This window comes from Micromonospora humida (assembly GCF_016901255.1).
GTDB classification, from domain to species: domain Bacteria; phylum Actinomycetota; class Actinomycetes; order Mycobacteriales; family Micromonosporaceae; genus Micromonospora; species Micromonospora wenchangensis.
On record NZ_JAFEUC010000019.1, the window covers coordinates 12,703 to 37,121 of the forward strand.

Annotated in this window: 4 protein-coding genes; 1 reads left to right on the forward strand and 3 read right to left on the reverse strand. The window is 74.7% G+C overall.

What is annotated here, in order from left to right; all coding sequences use genetic code 11:
* Positions 1-68: 68 nt before the first annotated feature.
* Positions 69-1,805 carry an MFS transporter gene (locus tag JQX11_RS29270; RefSeq protein ID WP_204928159.1) on the reverse strand — a complete coding sequence of 579 codons (1,737 nt, stop codon included), beginning with the start codon at positions 1,803-1,805 and terminating at the stop codon, positions 69-71.
* Positions 1,806-1,886: 81 nt separating this feature from the next.
* Here JQX11_RS29270 and JQX11_RS29275 point away from each other — a divergent pair, with 81 nt between their 5' ends.
* Positions 1,887-2,495: a TetR/AcrR family transcriptional regulator gene (locus JQX11_RS29275; RefSeq protein WP_204928160.1), complete on the forward strand. Its 609-nt coding sequence runs from the start codon at positions 1,887-1,889 to the stop codon at positions 2,493-2,495.
* Positions 2,496-2,617: 122 nt separating this feature from the next.
* On the opposite strand, the gene JQX11_RS29280 is transcribed toward JQX11_RS29275, so the two are convergent.
* A complete protein-coding gene (locus JQX11_RS29280; protein WP_204928161.1) occupies positions 2,618-2,884 on the reverse strand; it encodes a PqqD family protein in 267 nt (88 codons plus the stop codon).
* A 217-nt stretch (positions 2,885-3,101) separates the two neighbouring features.
* A complete protein-coding gene (locus JQX11_RS29285) occupies positions 3,102-24,332 on the reverse strand; it encodes an SDR family NAD(P)-dependent oxidoreductase (RefSeq protein WP_443673950.1) in 21,231 nt (7,076 codons plus the stop codon).
* Positions 24,333-24,419 lie beyond the last annotated feature (87 nt).

The following is a 24,419-nucleotide window of genomic DNA, read 5'->3' on the forward strand; positions in this document are numbered from 1 at the left end:
CCGGCACCGCCACGGACGACGGTGGCGTCCCCGCCCACCGCGGGAACGCCACCGTCAGGACCGTACGGTCAGGCCACCGGATGTGCCGGCCTGGCCGGCGGGGTGGTCGACTCCGGCCCGATCCGGACCACCGGCGAACCGGTGTCGAGGTGTCCGCCCGACGCGGCCTGTGCCGCGTGGGTCGCCGGGTCGCCGCCCGTGCCCGCCCCGTCCGGGGCGGCGGCGTCCGGGTCGACCGGCGGGGTGTCGTCGGCACCGGCGGGGCCACCTGACGGATCCTGGCCGGGCACCGAGGCCCCGACGTTACGCAGCAGCACGGCGGCCAGGACCGCCGTCACCACCAGGATGCCGGCCGCGGCGAGCGCGGCGACCCGCAGCTCGTCGGCGAAGGCGGCCCGGGCCAGCGTGACCAGCGTGTCCGCTGCGGTGGCGGAGAGCGTACGGCTCTCCTCGACCGCGCCACCCAGGGTCTCCCGGGCGGTCGCCCACGAGTCGGCCGGGACGCCCTCGGGGGCCCCACCGGAGAGCTGCTGCCGGTAGACGTACGTGCCGATGCTGCCGAGGATCGCCACACCGAGCGCCGCGCCGAACTGACTGCCGGTCTCGGAGAGCCCGGCCGCCGCGCCGGCCCGCTCCGGCGGCGCGGTGGAGACGATCAGCTCGGCGCTGAGCGTCAGCACCATCGCGATGCCGCCCGTCATCAGCGCCTGGCCCACCACCACCATGGCCAGCCCCGAGTCGTCGCCGACCTGGGCGAGCACCAGGCAGCCGGCGGCACCCACCAGCAGGCCCCCGGCGGCGACGTAGGCCCGCCGGAAGCGCTGCGCCAGCATCGGCGCGAGCACCGCCGCGCCGATGCCCGCCGCGCCGGCGGCCGGCAGCGACCACAGGCCGGCGGTGAACGGCCGCAGCCCGAGCACCAACTGGAGGTACTGGCTGATGAAGAACATGAACCCGACCAGCGCGAAGTTGGCGAGCACGTTCATCACCACGGCCGCGCTGAACGCGGGGGCGCGGAACAGCCGGACGTCGATCACCGGATCGGCGAGCCGGCGCTGACGCAGGACGAACACGGTCAGGAAGAGCAACCCGGCGAGCACACCGGCCACCGGCGGCCAGGTCATGCCGTCCTCGGCGAACTGCTTGATGCCCCAGATCATCGGTAGCACGGCGACGAACGCCAGCACCGTGCTGAGCAGGTCGAGCCGGCCGGCGGCGGGGTTGCGGAACTCGGGCAGCAGCAACGGGGCCAGGATCAGCAGGAGCAGCATGATCGGCACGTTGATCTCGAAGACGGTGCCCCAGGAGAAGTACTGCAACAGCGCCCCGCCGGCCACCAGGCCGATGACGCCACCGGCGGAGAAGCCGGCCGCCCACATGCCGATCGCGGCCCGGCGTTCGTTCTCATCGTGGAACATGTTGCGGATCAACGACATGGTCGACGGCATGAGCGTCGCACCGGCGGCACCCATCACCGCCCGGGTCCCGATCAGCATGCCGGGACTGGTGGAGAGGGCCGTGGCCACGGATGCGGCACCGAACACCGCCGCGCCGATCATCAGCAGCCGGCGGCGCCCGATCCGGTCCCCCAGGGTCCCCATCGGAATCAGCAGGCCGGCCAGCACGAAGGCGTAGACGTCCGTGATCCAGAGGAGCTGACTGCTGGTCGGCTCAAGGTCCGCCGTGATGAACGGCAGAGCGTACGACAGCACGGTCATGTCCATGCTGATGATCAGTGTCACCATGACGAGTACCGCGAGGCCGATCCACTCGCGACGGCCGGCCTTTGCCTGCGCTGTAGCCATGGCCGAAAGCTACCACCGGATTTATACGCTCGTATACATCCGGTGGATGAATTAGGGGGTGGTTCCGAGTAGGGTGACGCCGTGGGTCATCGGGAACGCCTGCTGGCAGGGGCCAGGGTCTGCCTCTACGAGCGCGGCTACACACGCACCACCGCCCGTGACATCGTCGCCGCGTCGGACACGAATCTGGCGTCGATCGGGTACCACTTCGGCTCCAAGGAGGCGCTGCTGACCGCCGCCCTGGTGCAGGCGTTCGAGGAGTGGGGTGTCGAGATCGACCGGGTGCTGCGCGACGGCACCCAACCCGACCTGATGGACCGGCTGGAGACCATGTGGACCGGCCTGGTGGAGTCGTTCGGCACGCACCGGCCGCTCTGGGTCGCCGGGATCGAGGCGTTCGCGCTGGCCGAGCACCTGCCGGTGCTGCGGGAGCAGCTCGCCGAGACGTACACCCGGGCCCGCCCGGCGCTGGCCACCTTCGTGATCCGCAACGGTGGTGAGCACGTCCCCGAGGAGACCCGCAAGGCCGTCGGCTCGTTCCTGCTGGCGCTGATGACCGGCCTGACGGTGCAGCGGCTGCTCGACCCCGAGGCCGCCCCCTCCGGCAGGGACCTCGCCGAGGCGCTGCGGGTGATCGTCGGCGCGGTAAACGAATCCGGTGACCCCGGACGCCCGTCCACCGACGCCTGACCGCCGCCCGCCGGGCCGCGTCCCGGCCGACCCGACAGGGGTACGACCCGACGCGGCCCGCGTACAGGGGGTCGGGATAGGGGTCGGGGCGACACCGCCGCCGGCCGGACCCACCGGGCCGGTCACTCCACCCGGACCAGACCGGCACGGAGCATGTCCTCCAGCCAGACGTCGAAGTCGCGCCGGGTGACCGCCGGATCGGCCGACCACTGCCGGGCCAGCACACCGGCCGCCCGCTCCAACGAGCCGCCCTGCTGCTGCAACGCGATCCACATCGCGGCGGCGGTCGCCCCGAACCGGTATCGCAGCCCGCTCCGTTCGGAGATCAGCTCAAGCTGCCCGTTCCGGGTGACCTTGGCGACGATGCCCTGTTCGAGTCGCACCCGCATCCTCCCTGCCTCTCCCCGTGTCCACCCTGGTGGCACCCTGCGGCGAACCGTGACGTCCACCAGGCCCGGTCACTACCGTATGAGGTCGGACGGTGACACGGTACGGCCATGGACCCACGTCGAAGGTGGACAAAAGCCCACCCGTACGCGGGAGGAAGCCCGAGGTCCGCCGGTCACCCGTGAGGGTCGACGGACCTCGGGCCTCCTCGGAAGAGGGTCAGTCCGACGCCTCCAACTCGTCGTCGAGGATGTCGAACAACTCGTCCGCGGTGACCGACGTCAGGTCCCGGGCGTCGGACGTCACCTCGGCCGCCCCGTACGCCGCGTTCCACCGGGACATCAGCGCCTGGAGCCGGACGGTGATCCGACCCCGCTCCGCCTCGTCCGGCACGGTGCCGTCCAGCAGCGTCTCCCACCGGGCCAGCTCCGCCTCCAGCGACGGTGCGCCCGGCAGGTCACCGGCCAGCTCGGACCGGACGAACCGGGCCACCGCCGCCGGGCTGGGGTGGTCGTAGATGAGCGTCGCCGGCAACCGCAGCCCGGTCGCCGCACCGAGGCTGTTGCGGAACTCCACGGCCGCGAGGGAGTCGAAGCCCAACTCCAGGAAGCCCTTGTCCACGTCCAGCAGGTGCGGGCGGTCGTGCCCCAGCACCTCGGCCGCGCGGGCCCGGACCAGCTCGGTCACCGTCCGGTCGGCGTCGTCCGGCGACAGCCCCGCCAGCCGGTCGGCCAGCGGCTTCTCCCCCGCCACCGGGCCGGCTGCCCCGGCCGCCGCCCGCCGGGCCGGCGCCCGGACCAGGCCGCGCCACAGCGGCGGCACCCCGTCGGCCCGGGACCGGATCGCGGCCAGGTCCAGCCGGACCGGCAGGGCCACCGCCGGCACCGGCCCGAGGGTCGCGTCGAACAGCGCCAACGCGTCAGGCGTGGACAGCGCGCCCACCCCGGAACGGGCCATCCGGCGCAGGTCCGCCGCACCGAGGTGACCGGTCATCCCGCTGCCCGTCTCGGCCCACAGGCCCCACGCCAGCGCGGTGCCGGCGAGACCGTGCGCCCGCCGGTGCTGGGCGAGGGCGTCCAGGTAGGCGTTCGCCGCGGTGTAGCTGGCCTGGCCGGCACCACCCAGGGTGGCCGCCGCCGAGGAGAACAGCACGAACCAGCGCAGTGGCCGGTGCAGGGTGAGTTCGTGCAGGTGACGGGCGGCCTCCGCCTTGGGGCCGAGCACCGCCGCCGCCCGCTGCGAGGTCAACGTCGGCAGCAACCCGTCGTCGACCACCCCGGCCGCGTGGACCACCCCGGTCAGCGGGTGCTCGGCGGGCACCCCGTCGAGCAGGGCCGCCACCGCCGCCCGGTCGGCCAGGTCGCAGGAGGCCACCGTCACCTCCGCGCCGGCCGCCGTCAGGCGGGCGGTCAGCTCGTCCACCCCCGGGGCCGCCGGGCCGCGCCGGCTGGCCAGCAGCAGCCGCCGCACGCCGTGCCGGGTCACCAGGTGTTCGGCGAGCAGCCGGCCCAGGCCGCCGGTGCCGCCGGTGACCAGTACCGTGCCCGTCGGGTCGATGCCGGCGGGCAGCTCACCGTCGGGCACCGGCAGTGCCGCCAGCCGGGGCGCGAGCAGGCCACCGCGACGGACCGCCAGTTGCGGTTCGCCGTCGACGGCCAGCGCCGCCCGCACCCCCGCCGGGTCCGGCCCGTCGACGTCGATCAGGACCAGCCGGCCCGGGTTCTCCTCCTGCGCGGCCCGGACCAGCCCCCAGACGGTGGCGTCCACCGGCCGGGGCACGTCCTCGCCGTCGGCGGTGGCGACCGCCCGGGTCGTCACCAGCGCCAGCCGGGCACCGGCGAACCGGTCGTCGGCGAGCCACTCCTGCACCAGGGACAGCGCCCCGGTGGCCACCGCCGAGGGTGAATCCGACGGGGAACGCCAGGCCACCACGACGGTGTCCGGCGTGCCGTCCCGCGCCGCGAGCGCGGCCAGGCCGGCGTGCCGGGGCACCCCGAGGCCGAGGTCGTCGTCGCCGAGGACCACGGTCGTGCCGTCGCCGGTGCCCTGCGGCGTCTCCACCGTGGTCCAGGTGACCTGGTACAGCGACGAGCGGTGCCCGGCCCGCGCCCCGCCCAGCTGGTCGGCGGCGAGCGGTCGGACCACCAGCGAGGCCACCGAGGCGACCGGTGCGCCGGTGGTGTCGGCCAGGTCGAACGCCACCTCCTGCGGGCCGGTCGGGCGCAGCCGCACCCGCAGCGCCGTCGCGCCGGTGGCGTGCAGGGTGACCCCACGCCAGGCGAACGGCAGCCGGAGCTGGTCGTCGTCCGGCTCGTCCCCGGTCAGGTCGAGGGTGTGCAGCACCGCGTCGAACAGCGCCGGGTGCAGGCCGAACCGGCCGGCCGTGGACGTCGCCTCGTCGGGGAGCGCCACCTCGGCGTACACCTCGTCGCCGTTGCGCCAGGCGGCCCGCAGGCCCTGGAACAGCGGGCCGTAGTGGTAGCCGGCGTCGGCCAGCCGGTCGTAGCGGCCGGCCAGGTCGACCGGGGTGGACCCGGCGGGCGGCCAGGCGTCGCCGGCCGGACCGGCCGGCGCGGCCGACGCCGCCGGGGCCAGCACGCCGGTGGCGTGCCGGGTCCATCCGTCGACGCCGTCCTCCGGCCGGGAGTGCACGGTGACCGGGCAGCGTCCCGTCCCGTCGGACGCCCCCACCACCACCTGCAGGTCGACGCCGCCCCGGGGCGGGACGACCAGCGGGGCCTCCAGCGTCAACTCCTCCACCTGGGCGCAGCCGACCTGGTCACCGGCGCGGAAGGCCAGCTCGACGAAGGCCGTCCCGGGCAGCAGCACCGTGCCGGCGAGGTCGTGTTCGGCCAGCCACGGGTGGGTCCGCAGCGACAACCGGCCGGTCAGCACGGTGCCGTCGGCACCGGCCAGCCCGACGACCGCGCCGAGCAGCGGGTGGGCGGCCGGACGCTGACCCAGACCCGGCACGTCACCGCTGCCCGCCGGGGCGTCCAGCCAGAGCCGACGCCGCTGGAACGGGTACGTCGGCAGGTCGGTGACCCGGGCGCCGGTGGGCGCGAACCAGGCCCGCCAGTCGACCGGGACACCCCGGGTGTGCAGGGTGGCGAGGGCGGTCAGCAGGGTCGCCGCCTCGTCCCGGCCGCCGCGCAGCACCGGCACCAGGGTGACGCCCCCGGTGTCGGTGACGCACTCCCGGCCCATCGCGGTGAGCACCGCGTCCGGGCCGACCTCCAGGAACGTGGTGACGCCGGCCGCCTCCAGGGTGGCGATCCCGTCGTGGAACCGGACCGCCTCCCGGACGTGCCGCACCCAGTAGCCGGGGGTGGTGATCTCGTCGGGGTCGGCGAGTCGACCGGTCAGGTTGGACACCACCGGCACCCGTGGCGGCGCGAAGGTCAACCCGGCGGCGACCTGGTGGAACTCGGCCAGCATCGGCTCCATGTGCGGGGAGTGGAACGCGTGGCTGACCCGCAGCCGCTTGATCCGGCGTCCCCGGGCCCGCCAGTCGTCGGCGAGCGCGCCGACGGCGTCGTGGTCACCGGAGATCACCACCGCGCGCGGCCCGTTGACCGCCGCGATGCCCAGCTCGGTTTCCCGGCCGGCCAGTTCCCGGCGTACCTCCTCCTCGGACGCCTCGACGGCGACCATCGCGCCGTCCTCCCGCATCGCCTGCATCAGCCGGCCACGCGCGGTGACCAGGGTCGCGGCGTCGGGCAGCGACAGCACCCCGGCGACGTGCGCGGCGCTGATCTCGCCGATGGAGTGCCCGGCGACCAGGTCGGGCCGGACGCCCCACGATTCGAGCAGCCGGTACAGCGCCACCTCGATGGCGAACAGCGCGCTCTGGCTGTAGACCGTCTGGTCGAGCAGCGCGGCGTCGGCGACGTCGGGTTCGGTGTAGAGCACCTCCCGCAGCGGCCGGTCGAGCTGCGCGTCCAGGTGGGCGCACACCTCGGCGAACGCCGCCGCGAAGGCCGGGTACGCCGCGGCCAGCTCACGGCCCATGCCGAGGCGTTGCGCGCCCTGGCCGGTGAAGAGCATGGCGAGCTTGCCGGCCGACGGCGTCCCCTGCACCCACTCGGCGGGGTCGGTGCCCCCGGCGGCGGCGCGCAGGGCGCGGACCGCGTCGTCCCCGGCCGGGGCGACCACCACGGCCCGACGTTCCAGCACCGCCCGGGTGGTGGCCAGCGAGTACGCCACGTCCAGGGTGGCCCCGGTGTCGGCGACCAGCCCGGCCTGGGCGCGCAGCGCCTCCGCCGAGCGGGCGGAGAGCAGCCAGGGCAGCACCGGCGGGGTGGCCGGGGCGTCCCCGTCGGCCGGCGTCGCCTCGACCGCCGGCGCCTGCTCGATGATGACGTGCGCGTTGGTGCCGCTGATGCCGAACGAGGAGACACCGGCGCGGCGGGGCCGCTCCAGTGCCGGCCACTGCTGCGCCTCGGTGAGCAGCCGGACCGCCCCGGCCGACCAGTCCACCTGCGGCGACGGCTGGTCGGCGTGCAGGGTGCGGGGCAGCAGACCGTTGCGCATCGCCAGCACCATCTTGATCACGCCCGCGACGCCGGCCGCGCCCTGGGTGTGGCCGATGTTCGACTTGATCGAGCCGAGCCACAGCGGCCGGTCCTGCGGACGGTCCTGACCGTAGGTGGCGAGGACCGCCTGCGCCTCGATCGGGTCGCCGAGGGTGGTGCCGGTGCCGTGCGCCTCGACCAGGTCGACCTCGTCGGGGCGGACGTCGGCGGCGGCCAGCGCCTGCCGGATGACCCGCTGCTGAGCGGGGCCGTTGGGGGCGGTCAGGCCGTTGGAAGCGCCGTCCTGGTTGATCGCCGAACCGCGCACCACCGCCAGGACGTGGTGGCCGTGGCGCTCGGCGTCGGAGAGCCGCTCCAGCAGCAGCATGCCGGCGCCCTCGGACATGCCGGTGCCGTCGGCGTCGGCGGAGAAGGACTTGCACCGGCCGTCGGAGGCCAGCCCCCGCTGGAGGCTGAAGTCCAGGAAGGTGTCCGGCTTGGACATCACCGTGACCCCGCCGGCCAGCGCGAGGGAGCATTCGCCGGAGCGCAGCGCCTGCACGGCCAGGTGGATCGCCACCAGCGACGACGAGCACGCGGTGTCGATCGACACCGCCGGCCCCTCCAGGCCCAGGGTGTACGAGATCCGCCCGGACGCGACGCTCGCCATGCTGCCGTTGCCCAGGTAGCCCGCCAACTCCTCGGGCACCTCGGACAGCCGGCTGCCGTAGTCGTGGTACATCACGCCGGTGAACACCCCGGTCGGGCTGCCCTTGAGCGAGGTCGGGTCGATCCCGGCCCGCTCCAGCACCTCCCACGACGTCTCCAGCAGCAACCGCTGCTGCGGGTCCATCGCGACCGCCTCACGCGGGCCGATGCCGAAGAAGTCGGGGTCGAAGTCGGCCGCGTCGTAGAGGAAGCCACCCTCCAGCGAGGACGTCTTGCCGGGCTTGCCGGGCTCCGGGTCGTAGAGGTGGTCGAGGTCCCAGCCCCGGTCGGTGGGGAACGACGAGATGGCGTCCGCGCCGTCGACCAGGAGTTGCCACAGCTCCTCGGGGGTGCGGACCCCGCCGGGGAAGCGGCAGCTCATCGCCACGATGGCGACGGGTTCGTCGACCACCGGCCGGACCACCGTGGTCGGCTGCGCCGACGCCGGTCCGCCGAGGATCGTGCCGTGCAGGTACCCGGCCAGCGCGGTCGGGTTCGGGTAGTCGAAGACCAGGGTCGCCGGCAGCCGCAGCCCGGTGGCGGTGTTGAGCCGGTTGCGCAGCTCGACGGCGGCCAGCGAGTCGAAACCGAGTTCCTTGAACGCCCGGGACGGCTCGACGGCGGTGCCGCTGTCGTGGCCGAGGACGGCCGCGACGTTGGCCCGGACCAGGTCGAGCAGCACCCGGTGCTGCTCGTCCGTGTCGAGGGTGACGAGCTGCCGGTGCAGGCCGGAGCCGGTGACCGGGGTGGCCGGACCACCCGCCGCCCGCCGGGCCGGGAGCCGGACCAGGCCCCGGAACAGGGCCGGGAGCTGCTGGCCCTGCGCGCGCAGCGCGGCGGTGTCCAAGCGGACCGGCACCAGCAACGCCTCGTCGCCGGCGACCGCCGCGTCCAGCAGGGCCAGACCCCGCTCGGAGTCCAGCGGCAGGACGCCGGAGCGGGCCATCCGGGCCACGTCGGCCTCACCGAGGTGCGCGGTCATCCCGCTGCGCTGCTCCCAGAAACCCCAGGCCAGCGACGTCGCCGGCAGGCCGAGCGCCCGCCGGTGCGCGGCCAGGGCGTCGACGAAGACGTTCGCGGCGGCGTAGTTGGCCTGCCCCGCCCCGTCGAGGACCCCGGCGGCGGAGGAGAACAGCACAAACGCCGACAGGTCACGGTCGCGGGTCAGCTCGTGCAGGTGCCAGGCCGGGTCGGCCTTGGCCCGCCACACGGTGTCGAGCTGTTCCCGGGTCAGGGCGGTCAGCAGGCCGTCGTCGAGGACCCCGGTGGTGTGCACGACGGCGGTCAACGCCGGGATGCCGTCGAGCACCCCCGCGACGGAGTCCCGGTCGGCCAGGTCGGCCGCCACCACCTCGACGGTGGCCCCGAGGCCGGTCAGTTCGTCGCGCAGCTCCGCCGCGCCCGGCGCGGTCAGCCCGCGCCGCGAGGTCAGGACCAGGTCCCGCACCCCGTGCACCGTCACCAGGTGCCGGGCGACGAGCGCGCCCAGCACACCGGTGCCGCCGGTGACCAGGACGGTGCCGTCGGCCCGCCACGCTGCACCGGTGGTGGTCGCGCGGGCCAGGCGCGGCACCCGCACCTGACCGTCGCGCACCGACAACTCCGGCTCACCGGTGCCCACCGCCGCCAGGATCTCCTCCACCGGAGTCTCCGGATCGGCATCCACCAGCACGAACTGGCCGGGGTTCTCCGCCTGCGCGGCCCGGACCAGGCCCCAGATCGGGGCGTGGGCCAGGTCGGTGCCGCCGTCGACGGCACCGTTGGTGATCACGACCAGCCGGGCGGCGGCCTGGGTCGGGTCGGCCAGCCATGACTGGAGCAGGGCGAGGGTCTCCCTCACCGCCGTCCGGGCGGCGGTGGCCGGGGCGAGGTCGGCGGCGGGCGGGGTGAGCGGGGCGAGCACGACGTCGGGTACACCGAGGCCGAGACCCTCCAGGTAGCCCCACGACTCGGCCGCGGTGCCGGTGGGCACGGTCACCCAGTCGACGCGGTAGAGGTCCCCGTCGGTCGGGGCGGCGGCGGTGAGCTGGACCGGGCGGGACACCAGCGCGCCGACCACGGCGACCGGTTCGCCGTCCGGGTCGGCCAGGTGCAGGGTGGCGGACTCCGGCCCGCTGGCGGTGACCTTCACCCGCAGGGCGGTCGCGCCCGTCGCGTGCAGGGTCACATCCGTCCAGGCGAACGGCAGATACGGCGGACGACCCACCGGCACCGCCTCACCGATCCCCACCACCTGCAACGCCGCATCCAACAACGCCGGATGCACCCCGAACCGCGACGCCTCCCCATGCGCCTCCTCCGGAAGCGCAACCTCAGCAAACACCACCTCACCAACCCGCCAGGCAGCCTGCACCCCCTGGAACACCGGACCATACTCGTACCCCTGCACCACCAACTCGTCATACAACCCCGCCGTCGGCACCGGCACCGCACCCGACGGCGGCCAGACCCGCAGGTCGAAGCCGGGGTCGGTGACGTCGGCGGAGAGCACGCCGGTGGCGTGCCGGACCCAACTGCCGGTGTGTTCCGGCCGGGAGTGCACGGTGACCGTCCGGCGGCCGGTGTCGTCGGCGGCGGCGAGCAGCAACTGCACCTGTACGGCACCCTGCTCGGGCAGGATCAGCGGGGCGTGCAGGGTCAGCTCGTCGAGGTGACCGAGGCCGACGTCGTCCCCGGCGTGCAGGACGAGTTCGACGAAACCGGTGCCGGGCAGCAGGACGGTGCCGTTGACGGCGTGGTCGGCCAGCCACGGGTGGGTGTCCAGCGAGATCCGGCCGGTGAACAGCACCTCACCGGATTCGGCCATGGTGACGGCGGCCCCCCACAGCGGGTGCCCGGCGGAGCCGAGACCGGCGGAGGTGAGGTCGGCGCTGCCACCGGTGGCGTTCAGCCAGTAGCGGCGGCGCTGGAACGGGTACGTCGGCAGCGGCACCTCGCCCCGGGGCCGGGCCGGCAGCACCGGCGACCAGTCGACGGTGACGCCCCGGGCGAACGCCTCACCGAGCGAGGTGAGCCAACGACGCAGCCCGCCCTCGCCCCGGCGCAGCGACCCGACGGCGGCCACCTCGACCCCCGCGTCGGCGGCGGTCTCCTCGACACCCATGGTCAGCACCGGGTGCGCGCTGCACTCCAGGAACACCCGCATCCCGGCGTCGAGCAGGGCGCGGGTGGTCTCCTCGAAGCGGACGGTCTGCCGCAGGTTGGTGTACCAGTAGCCGGCGTCCAGGCCGGTGGTGTCGAGCACCCGGCCGGTGACGGTCGAGTAGAACGGGACGGTGGAGGCGCGCGGGCTGACCTCGGCGAGGTCGGCCCGCAGCCGCTGCTCGATCAGCTCCACCTGGGCCGAGTGCGACGCGTAGTCCACGTTCACCCGCTTGGCCCGCAGCCCCTCGGCGGTCAGCGTCGCGACCAGGTCGTCGACGGCGTCCGGGTCACCGGAGACGACGACGGAGGAGGTGCCGTTGACGGTGGCGATCGAGATGCGGTCGGCGTAGCCGGTCAGCCGTTCGGCCGCCGCCCGCTCGGGCAGGCCGATGGAGGCCATCGCGCCCCGACCCGCCAACACCTCCGCAATCGCCAAACTCCGCAACGCCACCACCAACGCCCCATCCCGCAACGACAAACCACCCGCCACCACCGCCGCCGCAATCTCACCCTGCGAATGCCCAATCACCGCATCCGGCACCACCCCGAACGACCGCCACAACCCCGCCAACGACACCATCACCGCCCACAACACCGGCTGCACCACATCAACCCGCTCCAACGACGGAGCACCCTCCACACCCCGCAAAACCTCAACCAACCGCCAATCCACAAACTCCGACAACGCCACGCCACACTCACCGACCCGCTCCGCAAACACCGGAGACGAATCCAACAACTCCACCGCCATCCCCACCCACTGCGAACCCTGCCCCGGGAACACGAAGACCGTGCCGCCCTGGAGCACACCGGGGGCGGTGCCGTTCCCGGCGAACGCCCGCGCCCCGGCGACGAAGTCGCTCCGGTCGCCGACGATCACCGTGCGCCGGTCGAGCAGCGCCCGACCGGTCGCCAGGGCGTACGCGAGGTCACCGGCCCTGACGGACCCGTCGCCCGCGACGTCGGCCACCCGGGCGGCCTGCTCCCGCAGGGCCTGGTCGGTGCGGGCCGACAGCACCCAGGGCAGCAGCTCCGGCTCGGGGACGTCGACCGGCGGTTCCTCGGCCGGGGGCGCCTGTTCGAGGATGACGTGCGCGTTGGTGCCGCTGATGCCGAACGAGGAGACACCGGCGCGGCGGGGCCGTTCCAGTGCCGGCCACGGCTGCGTCTCGGTGAGCAGCCGCACCGCCCCGGCCGACCAGTCCACCTGCGGGGTGGGTTCGTCCACGTGCAGGGTGCGGGGCAGCACCCCGTTGCGCATCGCCAGCACCATCTTGATCACACCCGCGACACCGGCCGCACCCTGGGTGTGCCCGATGTTCGACTTGATCGAGCCGAGCCAGAGCGGCCGGTCCCCGGGCCGTTCCTGCCCGTAGGTGGCCAGCAGTGCCTGCGCCTCGATCGGGTCGCCGAGGGTGGTGCCGGTGCCGTGCGCCTCGACGGCGTCCACCTCGGTGGCCGGGATGCCACCGGCCGCTGCCAGGGCCTGCCGGATCACCCGCTGCTGCGAGGGACCGTTCGGGGCGGTCAACCCGTTGGACGCGCCGTCCTGGTTGATCGCCGAACCCCGTACCACCGCCAGGACGTGGTGGCCGTGGCGTTCGGCGTCGGAGAGCCGCTCCAGCAGCAGCATGCCGACGCCCTCGGACATCGCCGTGCCGTCCGCGCCGGCCGCGAAGGACTTGCACCGGTGGTCGGCGGCCAGGCCCCGCTGGAGGCTGAACTCGATGAACGTGTCCGGGGTGGACATCACGGTGACGCCACCGGCCAGGGCGAGCGAGCACTCGCCGGAGCGCAGCGCCTGCACGGCCAGGTGGATCGCGACCAGCGACGACGAGCAGGCGGTGTCGATCGACACGGCCGGCCCCTCCAGGCCGAGGGTGTAGGCGATCCGCCCGGACGCGACGCTGGCCATGCTGCCGTTGCCCAGATAGCCCGCCAACTCCTCGGGCACCTCGGGCAGCCGGCTGGCGTAGTCGTGGTACATGACCCCGGCGAAGACACCGGTGAGGCTGCCGCGCAGCGAGTTCGGGTCGATGCCGGCCCGCTCCAGGGCCTCCCACGAGGTTTCCAGCAGCAGCCGCTGCTGCGGGTCCATCGCGACCGCCTCACGCGGGCTGATCCCGAAGAAGTCGGGGTCGAAGTCGGCCGCGTCGTAGAGGAAACCACCCTCCATGGCGTACGTCTTGCCGGTCCGGCCGGGCTCCGGGTCGTACATGCCGGCGAGGTCCCAGCCCCGGTCGGTGGGGAACGGGGTGATCGCGTCGGTGCCGTCGGCGAGCAGTCGCCACAGGTCCTCGGGGGTGCGGACCCCGCCGGGGAAGCGGCAGCTCATCGCTACGATGGCGACGGGTTCGTCGTCGGCGACGGGGGTGGCCACGGTCGGGGCCTGCGGGGCGGCCGCACCGAGGATCCTGGTGTGCAGGTAGTCGGCGAGCGCGGTCGGGTTGGGGTAGTCGAAGACCAGGGTCGCCGGCAGCCGCAGCCCGGTGGCGGTGTTGAGCTTGTTGCGCAGCTCGACGGCGGCCAGCGAGTCGAAGCCGAGTTCCCGGAACGCCCGGGACGGCTCGACGGTGGCCGGGCTCTCGTGGCCGAGCACCCCGGCGACGTTGCCCCGGACCAGGTCGAGCAGCAGTCGCCGCTGGTCGGCGTCGGCGAGGCCGAGCAGTTGCCGGTGCAGTGCCGACCCGCCGACCGGGGTCGCGGTCGCACCGGCGGCCCGCCGGGCCGGGAGCCGGACCAGGCCCCGGAACAGGGCCGGGAGTTGCTGGCCCTGGGCGCGCAGCGCGGCGGTGTCCAGCCGGACCGGGACCAGCAGCGGCTCGTCGGTGGCCACGGCCGCGTCGAGCAGGGCGAGGCCCTGGTCGGTCCCGATACCGAGCACGCCGGAGCGGGCCATCCGGGCCACGTCGGCCTCGCCGAGGTGCGCGGTCATCCCACTGCGCTGCTCCCAGAAACCCCACGCCAGCGACGTGGCCGGCAGGCCCAGGGCCCGCCGGTGCGCGGCCAGGGCGTCGACGAAGACGTTCGCGGCGGCGTAGTTGCCCTGCCCGGAGCCGTCGACCACGCCGGCGGCCGAGGAGAACAGCACGAACGCGGACAGCTCACGGTCGCGGGTGAGGTCGTGCAGGTGCCAGGCCGGGGTGGCCTTGGCCCGCCACACGGTGTCGAGCTGCGCGTCGGTGAACGCGGCGACGGTGCCGTCATCCAACGCGCCGGTGGTGTGCACGACGGCGGTCAACGCCGGGATGCCGTCGAGCACCCCGGCGACCGCGTCCCGGTCGGCCAGGTCGGCCGCCACCACCTCCACGGAGGCACCCAACGCCGTCAACTCGTCCCGCAACTCCACCGCACCCGGCGCAGTCAACCCGCGCCGCGAGGTCAGGACCAGATCCCGCACCCCGTGCACCTCCACCAGGTGCCGGGCCACCAACCCGCCCAGCACACCGGTGCCGCCGGTCACCAGCACCGCACCGTCGGCCCGCCACACCGGCTCCCCGGCGGCGGCGCGGGCCAGACGCGGCACCCGCACCTGACCGTCGCGCACCGACAACTCCGGCTCACCGGTGCCCACCGCCGCCAGGATCTCCTCCACCGGAGTCTCCGGATCGGCATCCACCAGCACGAACTGACCCGGGTTCTCGACCTGGGCGGCCCGGACCAGGCCCCACACCGGGGCGTGCACCAGGTCGGTCACCTGGTCGGCCGCGCCGCTGGTGAGCACCACCAGCCGGGACTCGGCCAACCGGGGGTCGGCCAGCCAGCGCTGGAGCAGCGCGAGCGCCGCACCCACCGCGGCCCGCGCGGCCACCTCGACGTCGGCGACCGGTTCGTCGCCCGTGAGACGGGCGAGGACCAGCTCCGGCACGTCGTCGGCGAGATCCGCCAGGTGGGCCCAGGAGGGCGTCGTCGGGGTGGCGGGCACCGCGACGGTGGTCCAGTCGACCCGGTAGAGGTTGCCCTCGGTGGTGGCGGTGGCGAGCTGCACCGGCCGGGACACCAGGGAACCGATCTCGGCGACCGGCGCACCGGTCGGGTCGGCCAGGTGCAGGGTGACAGCCTCCGGGCCGGTCGGGGTGACCTTCACCCGCAGGGCGGTCGCGCCCGTCGCGTGCAGGGTCACATCCGTCCACGCGAACGGCAGATACGGCGGACGACCCACCGGCACCGCCTCACCGATCCCCACCACCTGCAACGCCGCATCCAACAACGCCGGATGCACCCCGAACCGCGACGCCTCCCCATGCGCCTCCTCCGGAAGCGCAACCTCAGCAAACACCACCTCACCAACCCGCCAGGCAGCCTGCACCCCCTGGAACACCGGACCATACTCGTACCCCTGCACCACCAGGTCGTCATACAACCCCGCCGTCGCCACCGGCACCGCACCCGACGGCGGCCATGCCGACAGGTCGAAGCCGGCGGCGGCCGGGGTGTCGGTGAGCACGGCGGTGGCGTGCCGGGTCCACGGCTGTTCCGCCTCGGCGTGCTCGGCCCGGGAGTGGACGCTGACGGTCCGCCGGGTCGACTCGTCGGCGGCGGTCATCAGCAGCTGCACCTGCACGGCCGCGCGCTCGGCGAGCAGCAGCGGGGCGTGCAGGGTCAGCTCCTCCAGGTGGCCGAGGCCGACATGGTCACCGGCGTGCAGGACCATCTCGACGAAGGCCGCACCGGGCAGCAGGACGGTGCCGTTGACGGCGTGGTCGGCCAGCCACGGGTGGGTGTCCAGCGAGATCCGGGCGGTGAACAGCACCTCGCCCGACTCGGCCATCGCCACCGACGCCCCCCACAGTGGGTGGCCGGCCGCGCCGAGGCCCACCGACGCCACGTCGGTCGTGCCGCTGGTCGCGTCGATCCAGTAGCGGCGGCGCTGGAACGGGTACGTCGGCAGCGGCACCTCCCCGCGCGGACGCGCCGGCAACGCCGACGACCAGTCCACCGGCACCCCACGGACGAACGCCTCACCGAGCGAGGTGAGCCAACGACGCAGCCCGCCCTCGCCCCGGCGCAGCGACCCGACGGCGGCCACCTCGACGCCCGCGTCGGCGGCGGTCTCCTCGACACCCATGGTCAGCACCGGGTGCGCGCTGCACTCCAGGAACACCCGCATCCCCGCCCGGAGCAGCACCCGGGTGGTCTCCTCGAACCGGACGGTCTGCCGCAGGTTGGTGTACCAGTAGCCGGCGTCCAGGCCGGTGGTGTCCAGCACCCCGGCGGTCACCGTGGAGTAGAACGGCACGGTCGACGACCGGGGCGACACCTCGGCGAGGTCGTCGCGCAGCCGCTGCTCGATCAGTTCCACCTGGGCCGAGTGCGACGCGTAGTCCACGTTCACCCGCTTGGCCCGCACCTCCTCGGCGCTGAGGGCGGCGACGAGGTCGTCGACGGCGTCCGGGTCACCGGAGACCACCACCGACGACACCCCGTTGACCGTGGCGATGGACACCCGGCCGTCGTAGGCGTCGAGGCGCTCGCGGACCCGCTCGGCGGGCAGGCCGATGGAGGCCATCGCGCCCCGACCCGCCAACACCTCCGCAATCGCCAAACTCCGCAACGCCACCACCAACGCCCCATCCCGCAACGACAAACCACCCGCCACCACCGCCGCCGCAATCTCACCCTGCGAATGCCCAATCACCGCATCCGGCACCACCCCGAACGACCGCCACAACCCCGCCAACGACACCATCACCGCCCACAACACCGGCTGCACCACATCAACCCGCTCCAACGACGGAGCACCCTCCACACCCCGCAAAACCTCAACCAACCGCCAATCCACAAACTCCGACAACGCCACGCCACACTCACCGACCCGCTCCGCAAACACCGGAGACGAATCCAACAACTCCACCGCCATCCCCACCCACTGCGAACCCTGCCCCGGGAACACGAACACCACCCCGGAGCCGCCCTGCAACGGCGTCGGCACCGCGGCCCCGGCGACCAGGGCGTCCGCGCCGGTCAGGAAGTCGCTGACGTCGCCGACGACGACGGCCCGCCGGTCCAGCGCCGCCCGCCCCTTGGCCAGCGCGTACGCGAGGTCACCCGGGTCGGTGGTGGCGGCGGCGACGGCGGCCCGCAGCTGGGCGGCCTGGGCGCGCAGCGCCTCCTCGGTCTTGGCCGACAGCACCCACGGCAGCACGGCCGGCGGCGGGACGATCTCGCCCTCCAGCTCGACCGGCGGGGCCTCCTCGACGATGACGTGGGCGTTGGTGCCGCTGATGCCGAACGACGACACGCCCGCCCGGCGCGGCCGGTCCAGCGCCGGCCACGGCTGCGCCTCGGTGAGCAGCCGCACCTCGCCGGCCGACCAGTCGATCTGCGGGGACGGCTCGTCGGCGTGCAGGGTGCGGGGCAGCAGCCCGTTGCGCATCGCCAGCACCATCTTGATCACGCCCGCGACACCTGCCGCACCCTGGGTGTGCCCGATGTTCGACTTGATCGAGCCGAGCCACAGCGGACGCTCACCCGGCCGGCCCTGCCCGTACGTGGCCAGCAGCGCCTGCGCCTCGATCGGGTCGCCGAGGGCGGTGCCGGTGCCGTGCGCCTCCACCGCGTCCACCTCGGTCGCCGGGATGCCACCGGCCGAGGCCAGCGCCTGCCGGATCACCCGCTGCTGCGACGGGCCGTTCGGCGCGGTCAGGCCGTTGGACGCGCCATCCTGGTTGGTGGCCGAGCCCCGGATCACCGCGAGCACCTGGTGGCCGTTGGCCCGCGCGTCGGAGAGCCGCTCCAGCAGCAGCATGCCGGCGCCCTCACCCCAGCCGGTGCCGTCGGCCCCGGCGGCGAACGACTTGGACCGGCCGTCCTTGGCCAGGCCCCGCTGGCGGCTGAAGTCGATGAACGTGTCCGGGGTGGACATCACGGTGACACCACCGGCCAACGCGAGCGAGCACTCCCCGGCCCGCAGCGCCTGCACGGCCAGGTGGATCGCCACCAGCGACGACGAGCACGCGGTGTCGATCGACACGGCCGGCCCCTCCAGGCCGAGGGTGTAGGCGACCCGGCCGGAGACGATGCTGGCCAGGCTGCCGTTGCCCAGGTAGCCGGCCAGCTCGTCGGGCACCTGGTGCAGGCGCAGCGCGTAGTCGTGGTACATGACGCCGGCGAAGACACCGGTCGGGCTGCCCTTGAGCGAGGTCGGGTCGATCCCGGCCCGCTCCAGCACCTCCCACGACGTCTCCAGCAGCAACCGCTGCTGCGGGTCCATCGCGACCGCCTCACGCGGGCTGATCCCGAAGAAGTCCGCGTCGAAGTCGGCCGCGTCGTAGAGGAAACCACCCTCCATCGAGTACGTCTTGCCGGGCTTGCCGGGCTCCGGGTCGTACATGCCGACCAGGTCCCAGCCCCGGTCGGTGGGGAACGGGGAGACCGCGTCGACGCCACCCTCCAGCAGCTCCCACAGCTGCTCCGGGGTGGCCACCCCGCCGGGGAAGCGGCAGCTCATCGACACGATCGCGATCGGCTCCTGGGTGAACGAGGCCGGTGCCAGCTCCGGCACCACCGGGTCCACGTCGGTGCCGAGCACGGTGGAGACCACGAACTCGGCGAGCGCCACCGGCGTCGGGTAGTCGAAGACCAGGGTCGCCGGCAGCCGCAGCCCGGTGGCGGCGTTGAGCCGGTTACGCAGCTCCACTGCGGCCAGCGAGTCGAAACCCAGCTCGTTGAAGGCGCGGCGGGGCTCGATCGCCTCCGCGCCGTCGTGGCCGAGCACGGCGGCGACGTGCGCGCGGACCAGGTCGAGGGTGACCCGGTCCCGTTCGGCCGGGGTGAGGCCGGCGAACTGCCGGGCCAGCCCCTGCGCGGCGTCCGCCGGGCCGGCGGCCTGCGCGGCCCGCCGGGCCGGCAGCGGCACCAGGCCGCGCAGCAGCGCCGGCACCCCGTCGGGCCGGTTGCGCAGCGCGGTCAAGTCGACCCGGATCGGGGCGAGCACCGGCTCGTCGACGCCGAGCGCCGCGTCGAGCAGGGCCAGGTTCTCGGCCGGGCTGAGGCCGGGCATGCCGGAACGCTCGATGCGCTGCAACGCGGCGGCGTCCAACTGGCCGCCCATGCCACTGTCACCGGTCCACAGACCCCAGGTGAGGGCGACGGCGGGCCGGCCCTGCGCCCGGCGGGTGGTGGCCAGCGCGTTCAGGGTGGCGTTCGCGGCGGCGTAGTTGCCCTGCCCGGCGCAGTCGAGCAGGCTCGCCAGAGAGGAGAAGAGCACGAACGCGGTGAGGTCGGCGTCGCGGGTCAGCCGGTCGAGGTTGACCGCGCCGTCCAGCTTGGCCTGCAGCACCGTGTCGAGCCGCTGCGGGGTGAGCGAGCCGATCGTGCCGTCGTCGACGATGCCGGCGGCGTGCACCACCGCCCGCAACGGCCGGTCGGCCGGGACGGCGGCGAGCAGCGCGGCCAGGGCGTCGGCGTCGGCCGCGTCGCAGGCGGCCACCTCGACGCTCGCGCCCGCCGCTTCCAGTTCCGCGCGCAGTTCCGCCACACCGGCCGCCGCCGGGCCACGACGACTGGTCAACAGCAGGTGGCGTACGCCGTGCCGGCCGGCCAGGTGCCGGGCGACGTGCGCGCCGAGCCCACCGGTGCCGCCGGTGACCAGCACCGTGCCGTCGGTCGGCCAACCGGCGTCGGCGCTGCCGTCGGGGGTGGTGGCGACCCGGGCCAGCCGGGGCACACTGATCTCCCCGTCACGTACCCGCAGCTCCGGTTCGCCGGTGGCCAGGGCGGCGGCCAGCAGCGACGTGGGGGCGTCGGCGAGCCGGACGGTGACGAACCGGTCCGGGTTCTCCGTCTGCGCGGCGCGCAGCAGACCCCAGACCGCCTCGGTGGCGAGGTCGTCGACCCGGCTGACGAAGACCAGCCGGGTGCCGGCCAGCCGCGCGTCGACCAGCCACTGCTGCAGCAGCGTCAACGCGTCGGCGGTGGCGGCCCGGACGTCACCGGCGCCGACGCCGACGAACGCGAACTCGGGGGCGGTCGCGCCGGCGTCGATCGCGGCGCCCAGTGCGGCCGGGTCGGCGTGCCGGGTGGCGGTGCCGATCCGCTCGTCGCCGAGCACCACCCAGCGGGGGGTGCCCGCCGGGGCGGGCCGGTGGCCCAGCTTCGTCCACTCCAGCCGGAACAGCCGCTCGTGGTAGCCGCCCCGGGCGGCGGTGAGCTGGGCGGTGGACACCGGCCGGGAGACGAACGAGCGCACCGACGCCACCGGTGCGCCGGTGGCGTCGGCGAGGGTCACCGACACGCTGTCCCCGGCGGCCGGGGCGATCCGCACCCGCACCTCGGCCGCACCGGCGGCGTGCAGGGTGACGTCGTTCCAGGCGAACGGGATGCGCACCGCGTCGTCGGTGGGCTCGCCCCGGCGGGCCGCGTCGATGGCGTGCAGCGCGGCGTCCAGCACCGCCGGGTGCAGGCCGAAGCGGGCCGCCTCGGCCCGGCTGTCGGCGGGGAGCGCGACCTCGGCGTACACCTCCTGGCCGCGTCGCCAGACGGCCTTGAGGCCCTGGAAGACCGGGCCGTAGCCGTAGCCCTGGTCGGCCAGCTCGGCGTAGATGCCGGCCAGGTCGACCGGCCGGGCGTCGCGCGGCGGCCACTGGGTGAGCGGCTGACCGGCGTCGGCGGCCTCCGGGGTGAGGAAGCCGCTGACGTGCCGGGTCCAGAGCTGGTCGTCCGGGTCGGACCCGTCGGGCCGCGAGTAGACGGCCACCGGGCAGCGGCCGGCCGGGTCGGCGGCGCCGACGACCACCTGGAGGGCGACGCCGCGCTCGTCGAGCGCCAGCGGGGCCTCCAGCGTCAGCTCCTCGACGGTGGGGCAGCCGACCTGGTCGCCGGCCCGCACGGCCAGCTCGACGAAGGCGGTGCCGGGCAGCAGCGCCACCCCGGAGATGGTGTGGTCGGCCAGCCACGGGTGGCTGCGCAGCGACACCCGACCGGTGAGCACCACGCCATCGCCGCCGGCCAGGCCGACGACCGCACCGACCAGCGGGTGCCCGGCGGCGAGCTGGCCGAAGCCGGTCGCGTCGGCGCTGCCGCCGCCGGATTCCATCCAGAACCGGCGACGCTGGAACGGGTACGTGGGCAGCGCGATCCGGCGGGCCCCACGGGCGGCGAAGAACGCCGTCCAGTCCACCGGCACCCCCCGCACGTGGGCGCGGGCGACGGCGGCGACGACGTCGGACTCCTCGTCGTGGTCGGCGCGCAGCAGCGGGGCGAAGACCGCTTCGGCGTCGTCGTCGAGGCAGGCCGGACCCATCGCGGAGAGCACACCGGCCGGACCGAGTTCGAGGAAGGTGGTGACCCCCTCGTCGGCCATGGCCCGGACGGCGTCGGCGAACCGGACGCTGTCGCGCACGTGCCGCACCCAGTATTCGGGGTCGCACAGTTCACCGGAGAGCACCGGCCGGCCGGTGACCGTGGAGACGACCGGGATGGTCGGCGGGCGGTAGGTGAGCACGTGCGCCAGCCGGCCGAACTCGGCGAGCATCGGCGTCATCAGCGGCGAGTGGAAGGCGTGGCTGACCTTCAGCCGCTTCGTCTTGTGCCCGGCGGCGGCGAGGGCGGCGACCACCTCCAGCACGGCGTCCTCGTCGCCGGAGACCACCACCGAGGCGGGGCCGTTCACCGCGGCCAGGCCCACCTGCGCCTCGCGGCCGGCCAGCAGCGGACGGACCTGCTCCTCGGTGGCCTGCACCGAGATCATCGCGCCCTCGGCGGGAAGCTGCTGCATGAGCCGGCCCCGGGCGGCGACCAGCAGGGCGGCGTCCTCCAGGGAGAGCACCCCGGCGACGTGGGCGGCGGCCAGCTCACCGATCGAGTGCCCGGCGAGCAGGTCCGGCCGGATCCCCCACGACTCCAGCAGCCGGAACTGGGCGACCTCCACCGCGAACAGCGCGCACTGGGTGTAGGCGGTCTGGTCGAGCAGGGCCGCCTCGGCGGTGCCGGGCCCGGCGAACAGCACGTCGGCCAGCGGCACGTCCAGTTGCAGGTCGAGCCAGCCGCAGGCGTCGTCGAACGCGGCGGCGTAGACCGGGTAGCTGCGGTGCAGCTGCCGGCCGGCGTCCAGCCGTTGGCTGCCCTGCCCGGTGAACAGGAAACCGAGCCCACCACCGGTGGCCTGGCCCAGGTGCACGCCGGGCACGTCCCCACCGGCGGCGAGGGCGGCCAGGTCCTGGACCGTCGCGGCCCGGTCCCGGGCCACCAGCACCGCCCGGTGCTCCAGCGCGGTCCGGGTGGTGGCCAGCGAGTACGCGACGTCGAGCAGTTCCGGGGCGTCCCCGTCGGTGTCCACGACGGCGAGCAACGCGGCGGCCTGGTCGCGCAGCGCCGCCTCGCTACGGGCGGAGAGCACCACCGGCAGCACCTCGCTGGGCAGCTGCGGCACGGCGGGCACGGCCTCGTCGTCGACGGCCGGCGGCTCCTCGACGATGACGTGCGCGTTGGTGCCGCTGACCCCGAACGAGGAGACCCCGGCCCGGCGCGGCCGGCCCTCAGCGTCCCACTCGCGGGCCTCGGTGAGCAGCGCGACGGTGCCGGCGGACCAGTCCACGTTGGGGGTGGGCGCGTCGACGTGCAGGGTCTGCGGCAGCACCCGGTGCCGCATCGCCATCAACACCTTGATCACACCGGCGACGCCGGCGGCGGCCTGCGAGTGACCGATGTTGGACTTGAGCGAACCGAGCCACAACGGCCGGTCGGCGGGGCGTTCCCGGCCGTAGGTGGCGATGATCGCCTGCGCCTCGATGGGGTCGCCGAGGCGGGTGCCGGTGCCGTGCGCCTCGACCAGGTCGACGTCGGCGGGGGCCAGGCCGGCCGAGGCCAGCGCGGACATGATCACCCGCTGCTGGGACGGCCCGTTCGGGGCGGTCAACCCGTTGGACGCGCCGTCCTGGTTGATCGCCGAGCCCCGGATCACCCCGAGCACCCGGTGGCCGTTGCGGCGGGCGTCGGAGAGCCGCTCCAGCACCAGGATGCCGACCCCCTCGGCCCAGCCGGTGCCGTCGGCCGCCGCCGCGAACGGCTTGCACAGCCCGTCCGGGGCGAGGCCGCGCTGCCGGCTGAACGCGGTGAACGCGCCCGGGTGCACCATCACCGCGACGCCACCGGCCAACGCGGTGGTGCACTCGCCACGCTGCACCGCCTGGCAGGCCAGGTGCAGGGCGACCAGCGAACCCGAGCAGGCGGTGTCCACGGTCAGCGTCGGGCCCTCGAAGCCGAAGGTGTAGGCGAGCCGGCCGGACACCACGCTCGGCGCGTTGCCGGTGAGCAGGTAGCCGTCCAGGCCCTCCGGGGCCTCGTGCAGGCGGGGGCCGTACTCCTGCGGTTCGGCGCCGATGAAGACACCGGTCTGGCTGCCGCGCAGCGACGCCGAGTCGATGCCGGCGTCCTCCAGCGCCTCCCAGGCGGTCTCCAGCACCAGCCGCTGCTGCGGGTCCATCGTCATCGCCTCGCGCGGGCTGATGCCGAAGAAGTCCGCGTCGAACTCGGCCGCGCCCTCCAGGAAACCGCCCTGGCGCACGTAGGTCTTGCCCGGCTTGCCCGGGTCGGGGTCGTAGAGCCCGTCGGTGTCCCAGCCCCGGTCGGTCGGGAAGTCGCTGATCACGTGCCGGCCCTCGAAGACCAGCCGCCACAGGTCGTCGGCGGAGGTGCTGTGCCCCGGGTAGCGGCAGCCGATGCCGACCACGGCGATCGGCTCGTCGTCGGCGGCGGGCCGGCGCAGCGGCGCGGCGACCGGCGCGGGTGCGGCGTCCCCACCGAGCAGGGTCCGCAGCAGCCGCCCGACCGCCTGCGGCGTCGGGTGGTCGAAGACCAGGGTGACCGGCAGGTCCAGGCCGGTCACGGCGGTGAGCCGGCGGTGCAGCTCGACCGCGGCGAGCGAGTCGAAGCCCAGGTCGCGGAAGGGCCGGCCGGGCTCGACGGCGTCCGGGCCGTCCGGCAGTACGGTCCGCAGCACGTCGCGGGCCTGCTCCCGGACCAGCGCGGTGAGCGCCCGGTCCTGCTCGTCGGCCGTGCGGCCCTCCAGCCGCCGCCGCAGTGCCGACAGGGCGTCGGGCTCGGCACCGGTGGGGTTCACGGACTCGCTCATGGCACGCTCCACTAGGTCTCCGGGTTCGACGCCCGGCTCGGTGTGTCGGCTTTCGGCGCCCGATCACGGCAAGGCCGCCGCGACCGGTAGGGGGGACCG

Coding starts and splice junctions, on each gene's coding strand:
- JQX11_RS29270 (WP_204928159.1), bottom strand. CDS start 1,805: ATGGCTACAGCGCAGGCAAAGGCCGGCCGTCGCGAGTGGATCGGCCTC.
- JQX11_RS29280 (WP_204928161.1), bottom strand. CDS start 2,884: ATGCGGGTGCGACTCGAACAGGGCATCGTCGCCAAGGTCACCCGGAAC.